We start from the raw sequence: 16729 nt of genomic DNA on the forward strand, positions 1-16729 counted from the left end.
TTAGAGAACTTCGTAAATGCCGGCTGCGCCCATGCCGCCGCCAATGCACATCGTCACGCAGACGCGCTTGGCGCCGCGGCGCTTGCCTTCGATCAGGGCGTGGCCCGTCAGGCGCTGGCCGGTCACGCCATAAGGGTGACCGACGGCGATGGCGCCGCCGTTGACGTTGAGCTTGTCCATGGGAATACCCAGCTTGTCGGCGCAGTACAGCACTTGCACGGCAAAGGCTTCATTCAGCTCCCACAAATCGATGTCGCTGATCTTCAGGCCCAGCTTGGCCAGTACCTTGGGGATCGCGAAGACCGGGCCAATGCCCATCTCGTCAGGCTCGCAACCGGCAACTGCGAAGCCAAGGAAGCGGCCCAGGGGCTTGAGGCCTTTCTTTTCGGCCAGAGTTTCGTTCATCACAACTACGGCGCCGCCGCCGTCGGAGAACTGGCTGGCATTGCCGGCCGCGATCACGCCGCCAGGAATGGCCGGCTTGATGCCGCTGATGCCTTCCTTGGTCGTGCCTTCGCGGATGCCTTCGTCTTTGCTCACAGTAACTTGTTTGGTGGAGAGGCCCATGACCTTGTCGGCCACGCCGGCTGTCACGGTGATCGGTGCGATCTCGGCTTCAAAGAGGCCTGCAGCGAGAGCTGCGGTTGCTTTTTGCTGGCTCAGTGCGCCGTACTCGTCCATGCGGTCGCGCGAGATGTTGTAGCGTTTGGCGACCTGCTCAGCGGTCTGGAGCATGTTCCAGTAAATCTCGGGCTTGTTCTTGGCAAGCCAGGTTTCCTGCAGCATGTGGGTGTTCATTTCCTGCTGCACGCAGGAAATGCTTTCGACGCCGCCGGCCACGTAGATGTCGGCTTCGCCAGCGATCACGCGCTGGGCCGCCAGGGCGATGGTCTGCAGGCCGGACGAGCAGAAACGGTTGACTGTCATTCCCGATACCGTCACCGGGCAGCCAGCGCGCAGGGCGATCTGGCGTGCGATGTTGGCGCCCGTGGCGCCTTCGGGCGTGGCGCAGCCGATGATCACATCATCGACTTCGGCGGCCTCGATGCCGGCGCGTTTGAGCGCGTGCTCGACGGCATGACCGCCCAGGGTGGCGCCGTGTGTCATGTTGAAGGAGCCCTTCCAGCTCTTGGCCAGGGGGGTGCGTGCGGTGGAAACGATTACTGCTGAAGTCATGGAATTCTCCGGATTCTGGGACGTTGATCTGTGCGGTCTGCTGGGCTTAGGTGGACAGGTTGAAGGTCTTGCCTTCAGCCGCAAGCTTGGCCAGCAGGGGCGCGGGCTTCCAGAATTTGGCGTCGTCCAGCGGGTTCTGCGCGAAGCGGTTCATGCTTTGCACCACATTGAAGAGACCGACCTGGTCGGCGTACAGCATGGGGCCGCCGCGGTAGACCGGGAAGCCATAGCCCATGATGTAGACCATGTCGATGTCGCTGGCCTTGGAGGCAATGCCCTCTTCCAGGATGTGCGCGGCCTCGTTGACCAGCGAATACACCAGGCGCTGTACGATTTCCTCGTCAGAGATCTTGCGCGGTGTGATGCCCAGGCTGGTGCGGTGGTCTTCAATCATCTTGACGACTTCGGCGTTCGGGATCGCATCGCGCTTGCCGGGCACGTAGTCGTACCAGCCGGCGCCGGTTTTCTGGCCGAAGCGGCCTTTTTCGCAAAGAAGGTCAGCGGTCTTGCTGTACTTCATGTCTGGTTTTTCGGTGTAGCGGCGCTTGCGGATCGCCCAGCCGATGTCGTTGCCGGCCAGGTCGCCCATGCGGAACGGGCCCATGGCAAAGCCGAATTTTTCAATCGCCTTGTCGACCTGTTCGGGCGTGCAGCCTTCGTCGAGCAGGAAACCGCCCTGGCGGCCGTACTGCTCGATCATGCGGTTGCCGATAAAGCCGTCGCAGACGCCAGAGATCACGGCCGTCTTCTTGATCTTTTTGCCCATCGTCATCACGGTGGCCAACACGTCCTTGCCGGTCTTGGCGCCGCGCACCACTTCCAGCAGCTTCATCACATTGGCCGGGCTGAAGAAATGCAGGCCGACCACGTCTTGCGGACGCTTGGTGAAGGCGGCGATCTTGTCGACGTCCAGCGTGGAGGTGTTGGAGGCCAGAATGGCGCCCGGTTTCATCACGCGGTCCAGTTCCTTGAAGACCTTTTCCTTGACACCCATCTCTTCAAACACGGCCTCGATCACCAGGTCGGCGTCTTTGAGGTCGTCGTAGCTGAGCGTGGTGCTCAGCAGTCCCATGCGCTGGTCATATTTGTCCTGCTTGAGCTTGCCCTTCTTGACCTGGGCTTCGTAGTTCTTGCTGATGATGCCGAGGCCTTTGTCCAGGGCCTCCTGCTTCATCTCGAGAATCTTGACCGGGATGCCGGCGTTCAGGAAATTCATGGCAATGCCGCCGCCCATGGTGCCTGCGCCGATCACAGCCACCGAATTGATCTCGCGCTTGGGCGTGTCTTCCGGCACGTCGGGGATCTTGGAGGCCGCACGCTCAGCCATGAAGATATGGCGCAGCGCGCGGCTTTCGGGTGTCCACATCAGGTTGATGAAGCACTCGCGCTCAAAAGTCATGCCGTCTTCGAATTTCTTCTTGGTTGCGGCTTCGACCGCATCCACGCACTTCAGCGGCGCGGGGAAGTTTTTCGCCATCCCCTTCACCATGTTGCGGGCGAACTGGAAGTAAGCGTCGCCATTGGGGTGCTTGGCGCGCAGGTCACGCACCAGCGGAAGCGGCCGGGTGTCGGAAATCGATTGGGCAAAGGCCAGGGCTTCCTGGGCCAGCGATTCGGGCGAGGCAGCAAGCTTGTCGAACAGTTTCTGACCGGGGATTTGCGCGAGCAGCTCGCTCTTGACGGGTTCGCCGCTCACGATCATGTTCAGGGCCGGTTCCACGCCGAGCACGCGCGGCAGGCGCTGCGTGCCGCCGGCGCCAGGCAACAGGCCGAGCTTGACTTCAGGCAAGGCCACGTTGGTGCCAGGCGCGGCGATGCGGTAGTGGCAGCCCAGGGCCAGTTCCAGGCCACCGCCCATGCAGACGGAATGGATCGCGGCGACGATGGGCTTGCCGGAATTCTCGACCGCACGGATCACGCTCAGCAGATTGGGTTCGATCAGCGCCTTGGGCGTGCCGAACTCCTTGATGTCGGCGCCGCCCGAAAAGGCTTTGCCTGCACCGGTGATCACGATGGACTTGATGGCGGCGTCGGCGTTGGCCTTCTGGATGTTGTCGGTCAGGCTCAGGCGTGTGGCGTGACCCAGGCCGTTGACGGGTGGGTTGCTCAGTGTGATGAGCGCGACGGGGCCGTGAACTTCGTAAAGGGTGGTCATTGCGTTGCTTCTTTCCTTGATGGAGTTTCAGTTTTCGGTTGTCTCGGCTGGCGCTGCGGCCCGGCACGCGCTGGTCGGGCGCACAAAAAAGTACGACCGTTCTTTTTCCATTGTAGGGGGCGTTTGTGACGGCACAAGTCTCCGGATGGACTGTTCAGTCTATTTTTGTCCCAGCGGCGACATGCCCGGGACAATCCAAACCGTTTGTAGAACCTGTTTACAGCCTAAACGGGGCCGCGTTGGGGTGCAATCGGGATGAGTGGGCCGCTCGGGCACGCCGCATGGGCTAATGCCCATGCAAGAGCCTGGGTGGCTCAATCGCCCGATTTCACCCCAACCCGGAGGGCAAGCGCCTTCTCGGGCGGTCCGCGGCGTTGCGGCGCTAGCCCATAGCTGGGCTATGGGCGTCGCACCGCGCCTTGCATCCCATCCCGAGAAGGGGCTTGCGCGGCCCCGTTTAGGCTGTAAACAGGTTCTCACACTTCCAGCCACTCTTTGCGGATGTAGGCATCGGCCCGCAGGCTGTCGGGTGTGCCGTCAAACACGATGCTGCCGTGGCCCATGACCAGCGCGCGATCGGAAATTGCCATGGCAATCGTCAGTTTCTGCTCGATCAGCAGTACCGAGATGCCCTTGGCCTTCAGCGTTTGCAAATACTGCCCCACCAGCTCAACGATTTTGGGCGCAAGGCCTTCAGTGGGCTCGTCGATGATGATGAGGTCGGGATCGCCCATCAGCGTGCGGCACAGCGTGAGCATCTGCTGCTCGCCGCCCGAGAGCACGCCGGCCTCGGTGTGCTGGCGTTCGCGCAAGCGTGGGAACATCTGGTACATGTCTTCAAACGACCAGCGCGAGCCCTTGCCTGAACCTTTCTGGCCCAGCAACAGGTTCTGGTGCACCGTGAGCTTGGGGAAGATGTCGCGGTTTTCCGGCACATAGCCTATGCCAAGGTGAGCGATCTGGTAGGCCTTCTTGCCGACAATTTCCTGCTTTTTCCAGAGGATGGAGCCCTGGCAGTCGACCAGGCCCATGATGGCCTTGGCCGTAGTGGAGCGCCCCGAGCCGTTGCGGCCCAACAGCGCAACAATCTGGCCGGGTTGCACGTCGAAATGCACGCCATGCAGCACGTGGCTTTTGCCGTAGAAGGCGTGGAGGTTCTGGATATGCAGCATCAGTGGCCTCCTCCATGCGCTTGGGCGTCCGCAACAGAAGAGCCGAGATAGGCCTCTTGCACACGCTGGTCTGCGCGCACGGCTTCCGGCGTGTCGTAGGCGATGATCTCGCCATAGACCACCACCGCGATCTTGTCGGCCAGACCGAACACCACGCCCATGTCGTGCTCCACCGTCAGCAGGGTTTTGCCCACGGTGACTTCCTTGATCAGATTGATGAAGCGGCTGGTCTCCGAGCGGCTCATGCCGGCTGTGGGTTCATCCAGCAGGATCACGTTCGCGCCGCCGGCAATCGTGATGCCGATTTCCAGCGCGCGCTGCTCAGCGTAGGTCAGGTTGGTGGCCAGCACATCACGCTTTTTGTCGAGCTTGATCATGGCCATCAACTCGTCTGCGCGCTCGTTGGCGTCATCCAGGTCGGCCAGGAAGCGGAAGAAGGTGTACTTGTAGCCCAGGCTCCACAGCACGCCGCAGCGCAGGTTTTCAAACACACTGAGCTTGGGGAAGATATTGGTGATCTGGAAGCTGCGCGACAGACCCAGCCGGTTGATTTCAAACGGCTTTTTGCCGTCGATGCGCTGGCTATTGAGCAGCACTTCGCCGCTGGTGGGCTCAAAGCGCCCGCTGATGAGATTGAACAAGGTCGACTTGCCGGCACCGTTGGGGCCGATGATGGCGACGCGCTCGCCGGCCTGTACCTGGAGGTTGGCGCCGCGGATGATTTCGGTCTTGCCGAAGCTCTTGCGCAGGTCTTTGAGCTCAAGCGAATAGTTCATATCAACCTCCCCACCAGCCAGGGCCGCGGAACCGGCTTTGCCGGGCCGCAGGCGCAGCGCCCCAACCACCATGAAAGGGGCATCGAGCCGCAGGCTCGAAGTGACGAGCGTGGGGGCTCACAGTAATTCCCTTCGCTTGATTTCTTTCTCGATGTCATTTTGTATCTGGCCCCATTGCGTGAGGAATTGCCGGCGCGTGAGCTCGAACAGCCCCAGGCCGGTGACAAGCACAAAGCCGGCGCCCAGCCAGCTGTTGAGGTTGGTGGCGTTGAGGCGCACGCCCATAAAGCCAAGCTCGGGGCCCAGGGCCGCGTTGAGCTGCAGGTGGTAGACCATCTCCACCATGGCGGCCGCGCCGGCGAGCGCTGTGAAGGCCGTTACGGCCAGGCCCAGGTAGCCCACCCACAGCTCCCTGAGCTTGCCGAAGGAGGCTATGCGCAAATTCATCATGATCAGGCTGGCGATGCCGCCGGGCGCATACATCACCATGAACAGGAAGACCAGGCCCACATAGAGCAGCCAGGCCATGGACAGTTCCGACAACAGGATCAGCGCCAGCACCAGCAGGCCGGCGCCGATGATGGGGCCGAAGAAGAAGGTGGCGCCGCCCAGGAAGGTGAACAGCAGCAGGCTGCCTGAGCGCACACCGCTCACCACTTCCGCCGTGACGATTTCCGAATTGATGGCCGCCAGACCGCCACCTATGCCGGCGAAGAAACCGGCAATGATGAAGGCGTAGTAGCGCACGCGCTGCGTGTTGTAGCCGATGAACTCCACGCGCTCGGGGTTGTCGCGCACAGCGTTCAAAATCCGGCCCAGCGGCGTGCGCGTGAAGGCGAACATGGCCGCCGTGCAGATGAAGCAATAAAACGCGATCAGGTAATAAACCTGGATCTGCGGGCCGAAGCTGATGCCGAACACCGGCTTGCCGTAAGCGCGGTTGGTAGTGATGCCGCCCTCCCCGCCGAAAAACTCGGGGAACATCAGCGACATGGCGAACACCAGTTCGCCCACGCCCAGCGTGATCATGGCAAAGGTGGTGCCGGCCTTCTTGGTGGTGACGTAGCCGAACAGCACGGCAAAGAACAGGCCCGACAGGCCACCCACCAGCGGGATCAGCGGCAGCGGGATGTAAAAGCTGCCTTTGGCGGCCAGATTCATCGCGTGCACGGCCAGGAAGGAACCCAGCCCGGCATAGACCGCATGGCCGAAACTGAGCATGCCGCCCTGCCCCAGCAGGATGTTGTAGCTCAGGCAGATGATGACCAGGTAGCCGGCCTGTGACAGCATGGTGAGCGCCAGGCTGCTCTTGAACATCATGGGCGCGGCAATGAGCAGCAGCGCGTACAGCGACCACAGCAGCCAGCGGCCGACGTTGTAGGGTTTGAATTGGTGGTAAGCGGTAGACATGTGGCGATTCATCCTTCCCGTGTACCAAGCAAGCCCTTGGGCCGGAAGATAAGGATCAGCACCAAAAAGAGGAACGGCAGGATGGGCGCCACCTGCGAAATCGTGAGCTTGAGCAGCGGATAGCCAAAGGTCTCGGGCGTCACGGTGTAGCTGAATTTCACCAGCAGTGTCATCAACGACTGGTCCATCTGGATCGCGAAGGTCTGTATCAGGCCTATCAGCAGGGACGCCAGGAAGGCGCCGCTCAGCGAACCCATGCCGCCCACCACCACGACGACGAAGATGATGGCGCCGACCGAGCCGGCCATGGCTGGCTCTGTGATGAAGGTGTTGCCGCCTATGACGCCGGCCAGGCCCGCGAGCGCCGCGCCGCCGCCGAAAACCAGCATGAAGACGCGCGGCACGTTGTGGCCCAGTGCCTCCACGGTTTCAGGATGCGTGAGCGCGGCCTGGATGACCAGGCCTATGCGCGTACGCGTGAGCAGTAGCCAGATGCCGGCCAGCATGGCCAGCGAAATGAACATGATGAAGGCGCGCGATTTCGGGAAGTTGGTACCGAACACCGTGAACAGCGGCCCCTGCAAGCCTTCGGGCAGCACGTAGTTGACGGCCGATCGGCCCCAGACCAGTTGCACAAGTTCCAGCAGCAGGTAAGACAGCCCGAAGGTGACCAGCAACTCGGGCACGTGGCCGAACTTGTGCACCTTGCGCAGGCAAAAGCGCTCGAAAGCCGCACCCATCACAAACACCAGCAGCGGCGCCACCAGCAGCGACCACCAGAAGCCTATGACCTGCGAGGTGCTGTAGGCGATATAGGCGCCGACCATGTAGAAGGACGCGTGCGCGAAATTAAGCACGCCCATCATGCTGAAGATCAGCGTCAGGCCGGAACTGAGCATGAACAGCAGCAAGCCGTAGCTGAGGCCGTTGAGCATCGCGATGGTGAAGGATTCCAGATTCATCGATAAGCGCCTGTTGCAAAAAGCCGGATGAAAAAAGGCCCGAACTCGGATCGGGCCTGTGTCCGTCAGCGGGACGCGGGAATCACCCCGGGCGCTTCATCTGGCACGAGGTAGGCGTGCTGGCCACATAGGGCTCATAGTATTTGACCGGCACAAAGGTGTAGCCGGTGTTCTCGGCATCGTAAGGGTATTTGCCGCCGGCTTTTTCCCATTTGTCGATGTAGAGGCCCTGCTGCAGCTGGTGGTCGGTCTTTCGCATCTCCACATCGCCGTTGAAGCTCTTGAAGCGCAGGCCTTCCATGGCCTTGGCCACGACGGCCGGCTCGGTCGATTTTGTCTGCGCCATGGCTTCGGTCAGGATGGTGAAGGCATGGAAGATCGCGCCGGTGTAGAAGTCGTCGTTGAACTTCTTCTTGTAGTCGGCCTGGACCTGCTGGATCTCGCCGCCCATGTTGAGGTGGTTGTAAGACACCATGTAGACCCGCCCGGCCGAAGCTGCGCCCAGCGCGGTCGGCGTGCCGGTGACGCCGGCGTAATACGTGTAGAACTTGACGTTGTTCAGGCCCGCCTCGTTGGCGGCCTTCACCAGCAGCGAGAGGTCGGAACCCCAGTTGCCGGTGATCACGGTGTCGGCACCCGACTGTTTGATCTTGGCGATGTAGGGCGCGAAGTCGCGCACCTGCGCCAGCGGATGCAGGTCCTCGCCGACGATCTGGACGTCGGGGCGCTTGGAGGCCAGGTTGGCCTTGGCGAATTTGGCAACCTGCTGGCCGTGCGAGTAGTTCTGGTTGATCAGGTAGACCTTCTTGATGTCGGGCTGGTCCTTCATGAAGGCCGTCAGGGCCTCCATCTTCATGGAAGTGTCGGCATCGAGCCGGAAGTGCCAGTAGTCGCACTTGCTGTTGGTCAGGTCCGGGTCCACCGCGGCGTAGTTGAGATAGACGACTTCCTTCCCGGGGTTGCGTTCGTTGTATTTGGACAGTGCATCCATGATGGCGAGCGCCGGGCCGGAACCGTTGCCCTGCACCACGTAGCGCGCGCCCTGGTCGATGGCGGACTTCAGCGCATTGGTGGTTTCCTGCGGGCTGAGCTTGTTGTCGATGCCGATGATCTCGAACTTCACGCCGGCCTTGTTCTTCTTGCTGAACTGCTCGGCCAGGAACTGGAAGCCCTTGAGCTGGTTGGTGCCCACGGCCGCCATCAGGCCGGACAGTGGATCAAGCCAGGCGATCTTGACAGTCTGGTTCAGGTTGACGGCACCGGTGGCCGGTGCTGCAACTGCAGCTTTGGCGGGCGCTGCGGCCTTGGCGGGCGCCTGGGCCAGCGCCATGCCGCTGTAAAGCATGGAAGACACCGCCAGGGCGATGCCTGCATGCCGTGCGAAAAATCGGTTCTGGGTTGTCATCCCTTGTCTCCTGAAAATTGTATGAATGCGCGGTGAATCCGCAGAGGGAACCGGCAAAGGTTAGGTCAAATGATGTTGCACTGCGTCAGGGAATGCCCTAGCCGATGTCACCCACGTGACCCCCACGCTTTTCACTTCGTGTAATGCGCTGCCCCCCGAGGGGGCCGCTGCGCCTGCGGTCTGGCAAAGCCAGTCCCGCGGCCCCGACTGGTAAGGGAGGTCACCGCCCTTTTGTTTTATGGCTGTGGCAATTTGTAATCTTTAAGAAGTTCGCGCAGCTTGGTCTTGAGCATCTTGCCGGTGGCGCCCAGGGGGATGGCGTCGACGAAGACGACGTCGTCGGGGATTTGCCATTTGGCGGTCTTGCCGTCGTAGAAGCGCAGCAGCTCGTCGCGCGTGACGTCCATGCCGGGCTTTTTCACGACCGCGATGATGGGGCGTTCATCCCACTTGGGATGGGCCACGCCTATGCAGGCAGCCATGGCGACGGCTGGGTGCGCCACGGCGATGTTCTCGATCTCGATGGAGCTGATCCATTCGCCGCCGGACTTGATCACGTCCTTGCTGCGGTCTGTAATTTGCAGATAACCGTCGGCGTCTATGGTGCCGACGTCGCCCGTCGGGAACCAGCCGTCCACCAGCGGGTCACCGCCCTCACCCTTGAAGTATTCGCGCACAATCCACGGCCCCTTGACGTAAAGGTCGCCAAAGACCTTGCCGTCCCAGGGCAGTTCCTTGCCGTCGGCATTGACGATCTTCATGTCGACGCCGTAGATGGCGCGCCCCTGCTTGAGGCGTATCTTCATTCTTTCTGCTTCCGGCAGTGCGTCGTGCTTGTTCTTGAGCGAGCACAGCGTGCCCAACGGGCTCATCTCGGTCATGCCCCAGGCGTGCAGCACTTCCACACCGTAGTCTTCGCGGAAGGCATTGATCATGGCGGGGGGACAAGCAGAGCCGCCAATGACGGTGCGACGCAGGCTTGAAAATTTCAGCCCGGCAGGCTTCATGTGGGTCAGCAGCATCTGCCAAACGGTGGGCACGCCGGCGGCGTAAGTGACCTTCTCGGCCTCAATCAGCTCGTAAATCGATTTGCCGTCCAGGGCCGGTCCGGGGAACACCAGCTTGGCGCCGGTGAGCGCGGCCGAGTACGGAATGCCCCAGGCATTGACGTGGAACATGGGTACGACGGGCAGGATGGCGTCGCGTGCGGAGATGCTCATGACATCGGGCAGCGCAGCCGCATAGGCGTGCAGCGTGCTGGAGCGGTGGCTGTAGAGCGCGGCTTTGGGATTGCCCGTGGTGCCGCTGGTGTAGCACATGCTGGAGGCGGTGTTTTCGTCAAAACTGGGCCAGGCGTAGTCGGCAGTCTGGGCGCCTATCCAGCTTTCGTAGCTTTGCAGGTTGGGCACGCCGGAATCCGCCGGCAGCTTGTCGGCGTCGCACAGCGCGATGTAGTGCTTGATGGTCGGGCAGCGGGCGTGCACGGCTTGCACCAGTGGCAGAAAGCTCAGGTCAAAGCACAGCACCTGGTCTTCGGCGTGGTTGGCGATCCAGGCGATCTGATCCGGATGCAGGCGCGGGTTGATGGTATGCAGCACCCGGCCAGATCCGCTCACGCCGTAATAAAGCTCCAGGTGCCGGTAGCCGGTCCAGGCCAGCGTGGCAACGCGGTCGCTGAATGCGAGCTTCAGGCCGTCCAGCGCATTGGCAACCCGGCGCGCCCGATGGGCGACATCCTTGTAGGTGTAGCGATGCAGGTCGCCCTCCACGCGGCGCGAGACGATTTCGGCGTCGCCATGATGGCGCTCCGCAAATTCGATCAGGCCGGAAATCAGCAGCGGCTGGCTTTGCATTAACCCAAGCATCGGGAAGTCTCCATTGGTTAAATAGTGTTCAGCAAGTGGGCATCATGCCGCAGCGCACCATGACGGTCATGCGGGATTGCCCGTGAAATCACGGGTTCATGTCAGGTAGGGGACAATTTGCAGATGACCTCTGCAAACCTTCCGGCGCCCGACGATGCAGGCTCCTCTGTCGGCACCTCGCTGACCTGGAGCAACAGCTTCGCCCAACTGGGTGGCGACTTCTACACCCGCTTGCAACCGCAACCCCTGCCAGATCCCTATTGGGTCGGCCGCAGCCGCAGCATGGCGCGCGAACTGGGGCTGGGCACGGAGTGGCTTGAATCACAGGCAGCCCTGGAAGCCTTGACCGGCAATAGCGTCCTGCCTGGCTCCGAGCCGTTGGCCAGTGTCTACAGCGGTCACCAGTTTGGTGTCTGGGCAGGGCAACTCGGCGATGGCCGCGCATTGTTGCTGGGCGAAATCAGTACCCCGCAAGGGCCGCAGGAAATTCAGCTCAAAGGCGCCGGCAAAACGCCCTACTCCCGCATGGGCGATGGCCGGGCTGTACTGCGCAGCTCGATTCGCGAATTTTTGTGCTCCGAAGCGATGCATGGCCTGGGCATTCCGACCACGCGGGCGCTGTGCGTTACCGGCTCCGACGCGGCCGTACGGCGCGAGGAAATCGAGACCGCCGCCGTGGTGACCCGCACCGCGCCAAGCTTCATTCGCTTCGGCCACTTCGAGCATTTCAGTTACAACGACCAGCATGCGCAGCTCAAGGTGCTGGCCGACTACGTCATCGACCGGTTTTACCCCGCCTGCCGCGAGGCAAAGCAACCTTATGCGGCGCTGCTGGAGGCCGTCAGCGAAAAAACCGCGCACCTGATGGCCGCCTGGCAAGCGGTGGGTTTTTGCCATGGCGTCATGAACACCGACAACATGAGCATCCTGGGTTTGACGATCGACTACGGTCCGTTCCAGTTTCTCGATGCGTTTGATCCCGGCCACATCTGCAACCATTCAGACACCCAGGGCCGCTATGCCTACAACAAGCAGCCCAACATGGCCTACTGGAACCTGTTCTGCCTGGGGCAGGCATTGCTGCCGCTGATTGAAGACCAGGAGCAGGCGCTTGCAGCCCTGGAACCCTACAAAACCGTGTTCCCTGAGGCATTGCAGGCCCGAATGCGCAGCAAACTTGGCCTGGCGGACGAGCAACCCGAGGACAAGGCCCTGGTGGACAACACCTTCAAACTGTTGGCCGCCAACAAGGTGGACTACACCATCTTCTGGCGGCGCCTGAATGGTTTCACGGCACAAAGCGGCCATGAACCCCTGCGTGACCTGTTCTTTGACCGGGAATCCTTCAACGCCTGGGCGCTACAGTATTCAGAGCGCCTCGCGCAGGTGGATCAAGGGCTGCGGGCCGATTTGATGCTCAGAAACAACCCAAAATTCGTTCTGCGCAACCATTTGGGTGAAGAAGCCATACGCGCCGCGAAACTAAAAGACTTTTCCGGGGTCGACACCTTGCTTGCCTTGCTGCAGGCCCCATCTGATGAGCACCCGGGGCACGAGAGCTTTGCGGATTTCCCCCCAGACTGGGCCTCGTCCATTGAAATCAGTTGCAGTTCGTAACACCTCCGCCAACTCACGCCAGGAACAGAACATGAGCACCAAGATCCAGAAAACCGACGCCGAGTGGAAGGCCCTGCTGGCAGAAAAAGGCGCTGAGCCTGCGGCCTTTGAAGTCACGCGCCACGCCGCCACCGAGCGCCCCTACACCGGAAAATATGAGGCTGTTTGGGCAGACGGCAGCTATCACTGCATCTGCTGCGGTGCCAAGCTGTTCGAATCGGAAACCAAATTTGATGCCGGCTGCGGCTGGCCCAGCTTCTCAGAGGAAGCCGTGCCGGGTGCGATTGAGGAAATTGTGGACCGCAAGCACGGCATGGTGCGCACCGAAACCGTGTGCGCCAGCTGCGGCGCGCACCTGGGCCATGTGTTTCCTGATGGGCCGTCTCCCACAGGCCTGCGCTACTGCATGAACTCCGCTTCTCTCGATTTCAAGAAGAAGGAATAGCCCCCACGGTCGCTCGCTTCGCGTAGCTCCCTGCCCCCCGAGGGGGCCGCCCGCCTGCGGCCCGGCAAAGCCGGTTCCGCGGCTCATGCTTGCTAATTCGGGACCCAACGCCAGTGAGCTCTTTCGCTTCTTTTACCCCGCGATAATCTGTTTATGAAAATTCTTTTCGACTTTTTGCCGATTGCCCTTTTCTTCGGCATGTTCAAGTACGCCGAAGGCAACAAGGACTGGGCTGCCGCCACAGCCACCGAGTGGCTGGGTTTTATGGTTTCCGGGGGGGTGGTCGGCGCGGCTGAGGCGCCCGTGCTGTTGGCCACCGTGGTTGTGATCGTTGCCACCCTGGCCCAGATCCTCTGGCTCAAGGTAAGCGGCAAGAAAGTCGACACCATGCTGTGGATCAGCCTGGGGCTGGTGACGGTGCTTGGCGGCGCCACCATCTACTTCCACAGCGAGAGCTTCATCAAATGGAAGCCTACCGTGCTGTATTGGGTGATGGGCGGTGCACTGCTGCTGGGTCAGCTGGTGTGGAAGAAAAATGGCATCAAATCGCTGATGGGCGCGCAAATGAACTTGCCTGACCCGATCTGGCGCGTGGTCAATTTCAGCTGGGTGGGTTTTTTCGCCGTGATGGGCTTGCTCAATCTGTGGGTGGCTTTCACGTTTTCCACCAGCACCTGGGTCAACTTCAAGCTGTTTGGTGGCCTCGGTCTGATGGTGGTGTTTGTGCTGGCGCAGGCGGTGTACCTGAACAAGCACATCAAACCAGGTGCCACACCATGAACGCCGGCGTTTCCAGCGCCCTGCCCGTGCGCACCCACGAGATCGAGCAGCAGCTCAGGGCGCGGCTTCAGCCCACCTGGCTGGAAGTGCTGGACGAGAGCGCTTCCCATGCCGGGCATTCGGGCGCCAACGCAGAAGGCTACGGTACCCACTTTCGCATCCGCATTGCCAGCCCGCTCTTTACCGGCAAGAGCCGGGTGGAGCGCCACCGGCTTGTGTATGATGCAATGCAAAATTTCATTGATCAGGGCCTCCACGCCCTGGCAATTGAAGTCATCGAGTCACCCTGAATCTGCGCCGATTTGCCCCGGGGATTTCGGCATAGAGCCACGGCAACGTCAGCACACATTGCCAAACGCTTTCAAGCATTACCAAAAGGACTACAAAAACATCATGAAGAAACATCTTTTACTCGGCACCGCCGTAGCGGCACTGCTGGCACTGGGCGCACAGGGCGCCATGGCGCAGAACGTGGCCATCGTCAATGGCAAGGCCGTTCCAAAATCGCGCCTGGACTCACTGGCGCAACAGGTCGCCAAGTCCGGCCGGCCAGTAACGCCTGAGATGGAAGGCCAGCTTCGTGAAGAAGTGATTGCGCGCGAAGTGTTCATGCAGGAAGCGGAAAAGCGGGGCCTGGCTTCCAGCGATGACGTCAAGGTGCAAATGGAACTGGCACGCCAGACCATCCTGATCCGCGAGCTGTTTTCTGACTTCCAGAAGAAGAATCCGGTGACAGATGTCGAGCTGAAGGCCGAATACGACAAATTTGCCGAAGCCAATGGCGGCAAGGAGTACAAGGCCCGCCACATCCTGGTCGAAAAGGAAGCCGAGGCCAAAGAGATCATTGCCAGCCTGAAAAAAGGCGGCAAGTTCGATGACATCGCCAAGAAGAAGTCCAAGGATCCCGGATCCGGTGCCAAGGGCGGCGACCTGGACTGGGCCAACCCCTCCAGTTACGTGCCTGAGTTCACCGAGGCGCTGGTCAAGCTCAATAAGGGCCAGACCACCGATACCCCGGTGAAAACCCAGTTCGGTTACCACGTCATTCGTGTGGACGACATCCGCACGGCCCAGCTCCCCTCCTTCGAGGAAGTGAAGCCGCAGATCGCCCAGCAAATGCAGCAGCAGAAGCTGGCGGCGTTCCAGGAAGAGCTGCGCAAAAAAGCCAAGGTGGAATAAGCCGCAGGGAAGCGGCCTTCGCAAACGCGGCCCATGTGGCCGCGTTTTTATTTCTGTGCTGGGCAAGTGCGACCGGTGACCCCGCCTTAAAAGAGGCGTGTTTCCCGATTGACGGGAGCAGCCGGCACCGCTCCAATGGCTCACACTCTTCTGGAGGTCCCATGTCCAAGCGCATTGTTTTCCCTCAATCTTCCGCCGCACAGTCGAGCGCCGCATGAGCAACCCCGATTCTCCTTCCGCCCTGCCCGCACAGGTGCAAGAAGCACTGGACCAAGGCAACAAAGTAGAGGCGGTTAAGCGGCTGCGCAGTCTCACAGGTTTGGGCCTTCAGGAAGCCAAGGATGCGGTGGAAGCCTCGATGTGTGGCGAACCGCCTGCCGCGGGATTTGCGCCAAAGGCATTCGCCGCCGACGCACCTCTGCCCGCGCAGGTGCAGGAAGCGCTGGACCAGGGCAACAAGATAGAGGCGATACGGCGCTTGCGGGACCTGACTGGCTTGGGTCTCAAGGAGGCCAAGGATGCGGTAGATGCCGCGGGCGCCGGACCGCACGCGAGCGAGGGACAGTCCCCGGGTCAGGTGCGCAGCTCCAATGGCACATGGTGGTGGCTTGTTGCGCTGGCCGTGCTGGCGCTGGCTGCTTTTGCGCTGCTGGGTTGCGTCTCTGCGCCGCCGGCTCCCGCGGCCGAATTAGCGCCTTCGGGCAAGCTCAAGGCAGCCATCAACTTCGGCAACCCCATCCTCGCGGTGAAAGATCCCGCCACCGGCGAGCCGCGGGGCGTCTCGGTGGATCTGTCGCGCGAATTGGGCAGGCGTCTCGGTGTACCGGTGGAACTCGTCACCTTCAATTCTGCTGGCAAGGTGGTCGAAGCGGTCAGGGATGCGCAGGTGGACATTGCTTTTGTAGCCATTGACCCGGTGCGCGGTGCCGACATGCTGCAGACGCCGCCCTACGTCATCATCGAAGGTGCTTACCTGGTGAAAAACGACTCCCCCATCCGGCGCAATGAAGAGGTGGACCAGGCGGCCAATCGCATTGTGGTCGGCAACGGCAGTGCCTATGACCTCTACCTGACCCGTGAGCTGAAGGCGGCGAAGCTGGTCAAGGCTCCCACCTCACCCGCCGTGACCGATGTGATGATCGCGCAAAACGTGGAAGTGGCGGCGGGAGTCAAGCAGCAACTGGAGGCCGACGCCAAACGCGTGTCGGGCGTGCGCTTGCTGCCGGGACGCTTTATGGTGATCAACCAGGCCATGGGCCTGCCTAAAGGGCGTGATGCCGGTGCGCGTTACCTGGGTGCGTTCGTCGAGGAGATGAAAGCTTCCGGCTTTGTGGCGGCAGCGCTGGCGCGCCATGGCATTGAAGGCGCTGCGGTGGCGCCGCCACACCGGTAAGTCACCAGCGCTCTTCTCTCTGCAAAAGCCAGGCGCGGCTCCAGCCAAGAAGCCCATAAAGGGTGAGTCCAACACCAATGACAGGCAAGAGATAAGGCAGGTTGTGCCTGCGCGGCAAGCCGCGTGCAAGCTCCTGGAATTCCGCAAGCGACAGATTCAAGCCGCGTGCCAGAAAGAAAGACGCCGTCAGGCACAGCATGCCCACCGCGGTCAAAACCAGGCCGTGACCGGCCTCAAGCAGGTTTCTGTCGCCCCAAAGCCAGTCCCACGCAAAAATGCCGCCACCAGCCAGCATTGCCACAGCCCACCAGGACAGGTTACCCAGCCAGGCGAGCAGCGCAACCAGCGCATAGGGAACGACGTAGGAGATGCGCCGTACCGCGTCAACACCCAA

The 16729-nt window shown here is 61.3% G+C and carries 15 protein-coding genes and 1 pseudogene; 7 read left to right on the plus strand and 9 right to left on the minus strand.

All coding sequences use genetic code 11. The features are described 5' to 3' along the window. The 8 genes from AC1DVV_RS06860 to AC1DVV_RS06895 all read right to left on the minus strand — a co-directional run bounded on the left by AC1DVV_RS06860 (window position 1) and on the right by AC1DVV_RS06895 (window position 10921). Complete coding sequence (locus tag AC1DVV_RS06860) at window positions 1–1176, minus strand: acetyl-CoA C-acyltransferase (protein WP_457280858.1); 1176 nt, start codon at window positions 1174–1176, stop codon at window positions 1–3. 46 nt (window positions 1177–1222) lie between these two features. Continuing rightward, a complete protein-coding gene (locus AC1DVV_RS06865) occupies window positions 1223–3331 on the minus strand; it encodes a 3-hydroxyacyl-CoA dehydrogenase NAD-binding domain-containing protein (protein WP_477666003.1) in 2109 nt (702 codons plus the stop codon). A gap of 476 nt (window positions 3332–3807) precedes the next feature. Then, the gene (locus tag AC1DVV_RS06870; RefSeq protein ID WP_074574254.1) at window positions 3808–4503 is read right to left on the minus strand and encodes an ABC transporter ATP-binding protein; all 696 of its coding nucleotides are present in this window, start codon (window positions 4501–4503) and stop codon (window positions 3808–3810) included. Beyond that, window positions 4503–5279 carry an ABC transporter ATP-binding protein gene (locus AC1DVV_RS06875; RefSeq protein WP_457280856.1) on the minus strand — a complete coding sequence of 259 codons (777 nt, stop codon included), beginning with the start codon at window positions 5277–5279 and terminating at the stop codon, window positions 4503–4505. Before AC1DVV_RS06875 ends, AC1DVV_RS06870 begins: the two co-directional genes overlap by 1 nt. 117 nt (window positions 5280–5396) lie before the next feature. After that, on the minus strand, window positions 5397–6689 hold the full coding sequence (locus AC1DVV_RS06880) for a branched-chain amino acid ABC transporter permease (RefSeq protein WP_457280855.1): 1293 nt from the start codon (window positions 6687–6689) through the stop codon (window positions 5397–5399). Window positions 6690–6697: 8 nt separating this feature from the next. Further along, window positions 6698–7651, minus strand: a complete 954-nt coding sequence (locus AC1DVV_RS06885) for a branched-chain amino acid ABC transporter permease (RefSeq protein ID WP_477666002.1) — start codon at window positions 7649–7651, stop codon at window positions 6698–6700. Window positions 7652–7733: 82 nt separating this feature from the next. Further along, window positions 7734–8981, minus strand: a complete 1248-nt coding sequence (locus AC1DVV_RS06890; protein ID WP_477666042.1) for a branched-chain amino acid ABC transporter substrate-binding protein — start codon at window positions 8979–8981, stop codon at window positions 7734–7736. A gap of 311 nt (window positions 8982–9292) precedes the next feature. Next, window positions 9293–10921, minus strand: coding sequence for a 3-(methylthio)propionyl-CoA ligase (locus AC1DVV_RS06895; RefSeq protein ID WP_477702038.1), 1629 nt, complete (start codon window positions 10919–10921; stop codon window positions 9293–9295). A gap of 123 nt (window positions 10922–11044) precedes the next feature. Here AC1DVV_RS06895 and AC1DVV_RS06900 point away from each other — a divergent pair, with 123 nt between their 5' ends. The 7 genes and pseudogenes from AC1DVV_RS06900 to AC1DVV_RS06930 all read left to right on the plus strand — a co-directional run bounded on the left by AC1DVV_RS06900 (window position 11045) and on the right by AC1DVV_RS06930 (window position 16335). Beyond that, window positions 11045–12538 carry a protein adenylyltransferase SelO gene (locus AC1DVV_RS06900; RefSeq protein WP_477702037.1) on the plus strand — a complete coding sequence of 498 codons (1494 nt, stop codon included), beginning with the start codon at window positions 11045–11047 and terminating at the stop codon, window positions 12536–12538. 31 nt (window positions 12539–12569) lie between these two features. Beyond that, window positions 12570–12983, plus strand: a complete 414-nt coding sequence (msrB, locus tag AC1DVV_RS06905) for a peptide-methionine (R)-S-oxide reductase MsrB (RefSeq protein ID WP_457280851.1) — start codon at window positions 12570–12572, stop codon at window positions 12981–12983. Between the two features lie 153 nt (window positions 12984–13136). After that, window positions 13137–13763 carry a septation protein A gene (locus AC1DVV_RS06910; protein ID WP_457280850.1) on the plus strand — a complete coding sequence of 209 codons (627 nt, stop codon included), beginning with the start codon at window positions 13137–13139 and terminating at the stop codon, window positions 13761–13763. After that, complete coding sequence (locus tag AC1DVV_RS06915; RefSeq protein WP_477702036.1) at window positions 13760–14053, plus strand: BolA family protein; 294 nt, start codon at window positions 13760–13762, stop codon at window positions 14051–14053. Before AC1DVV_RS06910 ends, AC1DVV_RS06915 begins: the two co-directional genes overlap by 4 nt. Window positions 14054–14156: 103 nt before the next feature. After that, window positions 14157–14942 (plus strand): peptidylprolyl isomerase, encoded by a 786-nt coding sequence (locus AC1DVV_RS06920; RefSeq protein WP_457280848.1) that lies wholly within the window; start codon window positions 14157–14159, stop codon window positions 14940–14942. Between the two features lie 214 nt (window positions 14943–15156). Then, a pseudogene (locus AC1DVV_RS06925) lies at window positions 15157–15468 on the plus strand (ribosomal protein L7/L12); the annotation flags it as partial. A gap of 120 nt (window positions 15469–15588) precedes the next feature. Then, the gene (locus tag AC1DVV_RS06930; protein WP_477702050.1) at window positions 15589–16335 is read left to right on the plus strand and encodes an ABC transporter substrate-binding protein; all 747 of its coding nucleotides are present in this window, start codon (window positions 15589–15591) and stop codon (window positions 16333–16335) included. Window position 16336: 1 nt separating this feature from the next. Here the strand turns inward: AC1DVV_RS06930 and AC1DVV_RS06935 are convergent, their stop codons facing one another. Further along, window positions 16337–16729 (minus strand): hypothetical protein, encoded by a 393-nt coding sequence (locus AC1DVV_RS06935; protein WP_477702035.1) that lies wholly within the window; start codon window positions 16727–16729, stop codon window positions 16337–16339.

Source organism: Polaromonas sp. P3_B4, assembly GCF_056402835.1.

What these genes read in the sequence shown, in the direction of transcription:
- AC1DVV_RS06920 (WP_457280848.1), top strand. Translation starts at nt 14,157, where the DNA reads ATGAAGAAACATCTTTTACTCGGCACCGCCGTAGCGGCACTGCTGGCA.
- AC1DVV_RS06875 (WP_457280856.1), bottom strand. Translation starts at nt 5,279, where the DNA reads ATGAACTATTCGCTTGAGCTCAAAGACCTGCGCAAGAGCTTCGGCAAG.
- msrB (WP_457280851.1), top strand. Translation starts at nt 12,570, where the DNA reads ATGAGCACCAAGATCCAGAAAACCGACGCCGAGTGGAAGGCCCTGCTG.
- AC1DVV_RS06890 (WP_477666042.1), bottom strand. Translation starts at nt 8,981, where the DNA reads ATGGCGCTGGCCCAGGCGCCCGCCAAGGCCGCAGCGCCCGCCAAAGCT.
- AC1DVV_RS06915 (WP_477702036.1), top strand. Translation starts at nt 13,760, where the DNA reads ATGAACGCCGGCGTTTCCAGCGCCCTGCCCGTGCGCACCCACGAGATC.
- AC1DVV_RS06910 (WP_457280850.1), top strand. Translation starts at nt 13,137, where the DNA reads ATGAAAATTCTTTTCGACTTTTTGCCGATTGCCCTTTTCTTCGGCATG.
- AC1DVV_RS06870 (WP_074574254.1), bottom strand. Translation starts at nt 4,503, where the DNA reads ATGCTGCATATCCAGAACCTCCACGCCTTCTACGGCAAAAGCCACGTG.
- AC1DVV_RS06880 (WP_457280855.1), bottom strand. Translation starts at nt 6,689, where the DNA reads ATGTCTACCGCTTACCACCAATTCAAACCCTACAACGTCGGCCGCTGG.
- AC1DVV_RS06860 (WP_457280858.1), bottom strand. Translation starts at nt 1,176, where the DNA reads ATGACTTCAGCAGTAATCGTTTCCACCGCACGCACCCCCCTGGCCAAG.
- AC1DVV_RS06865 (WP_477666003.1), bottom strand. Translation starts at nt 3,331, where the DNA reads ATGACCACCCTTTACGAAGTTCACGGCCCCGTCGCGCTCATCACACTG.
- AC1DVV_RS06900 (WP_477702037.1), top strand. Translation starts at nt 11,045, where the DNA reads ATGACCTCTGCAAACCTTCCGGCGCCCGACGATGCAGGCTCCTCTGTC.
- AC1DVV_RS06895 (WP_477702038.1), bottom strand. Translation starts at nt 10,921, where the DNA reads ATGCTTGGGTTAATGCAAAGCCAGCCGCTGCTGATTTCCGGCCTGATC.
- AC1DVV_RS06885 (WP_477666002.1), bottom strand. Translation starts at nt 7,651, where the DNA reads ATGAATCTGGAATCCTTCACCATCGCGATGCTCAACGGCCTCAGCTAC.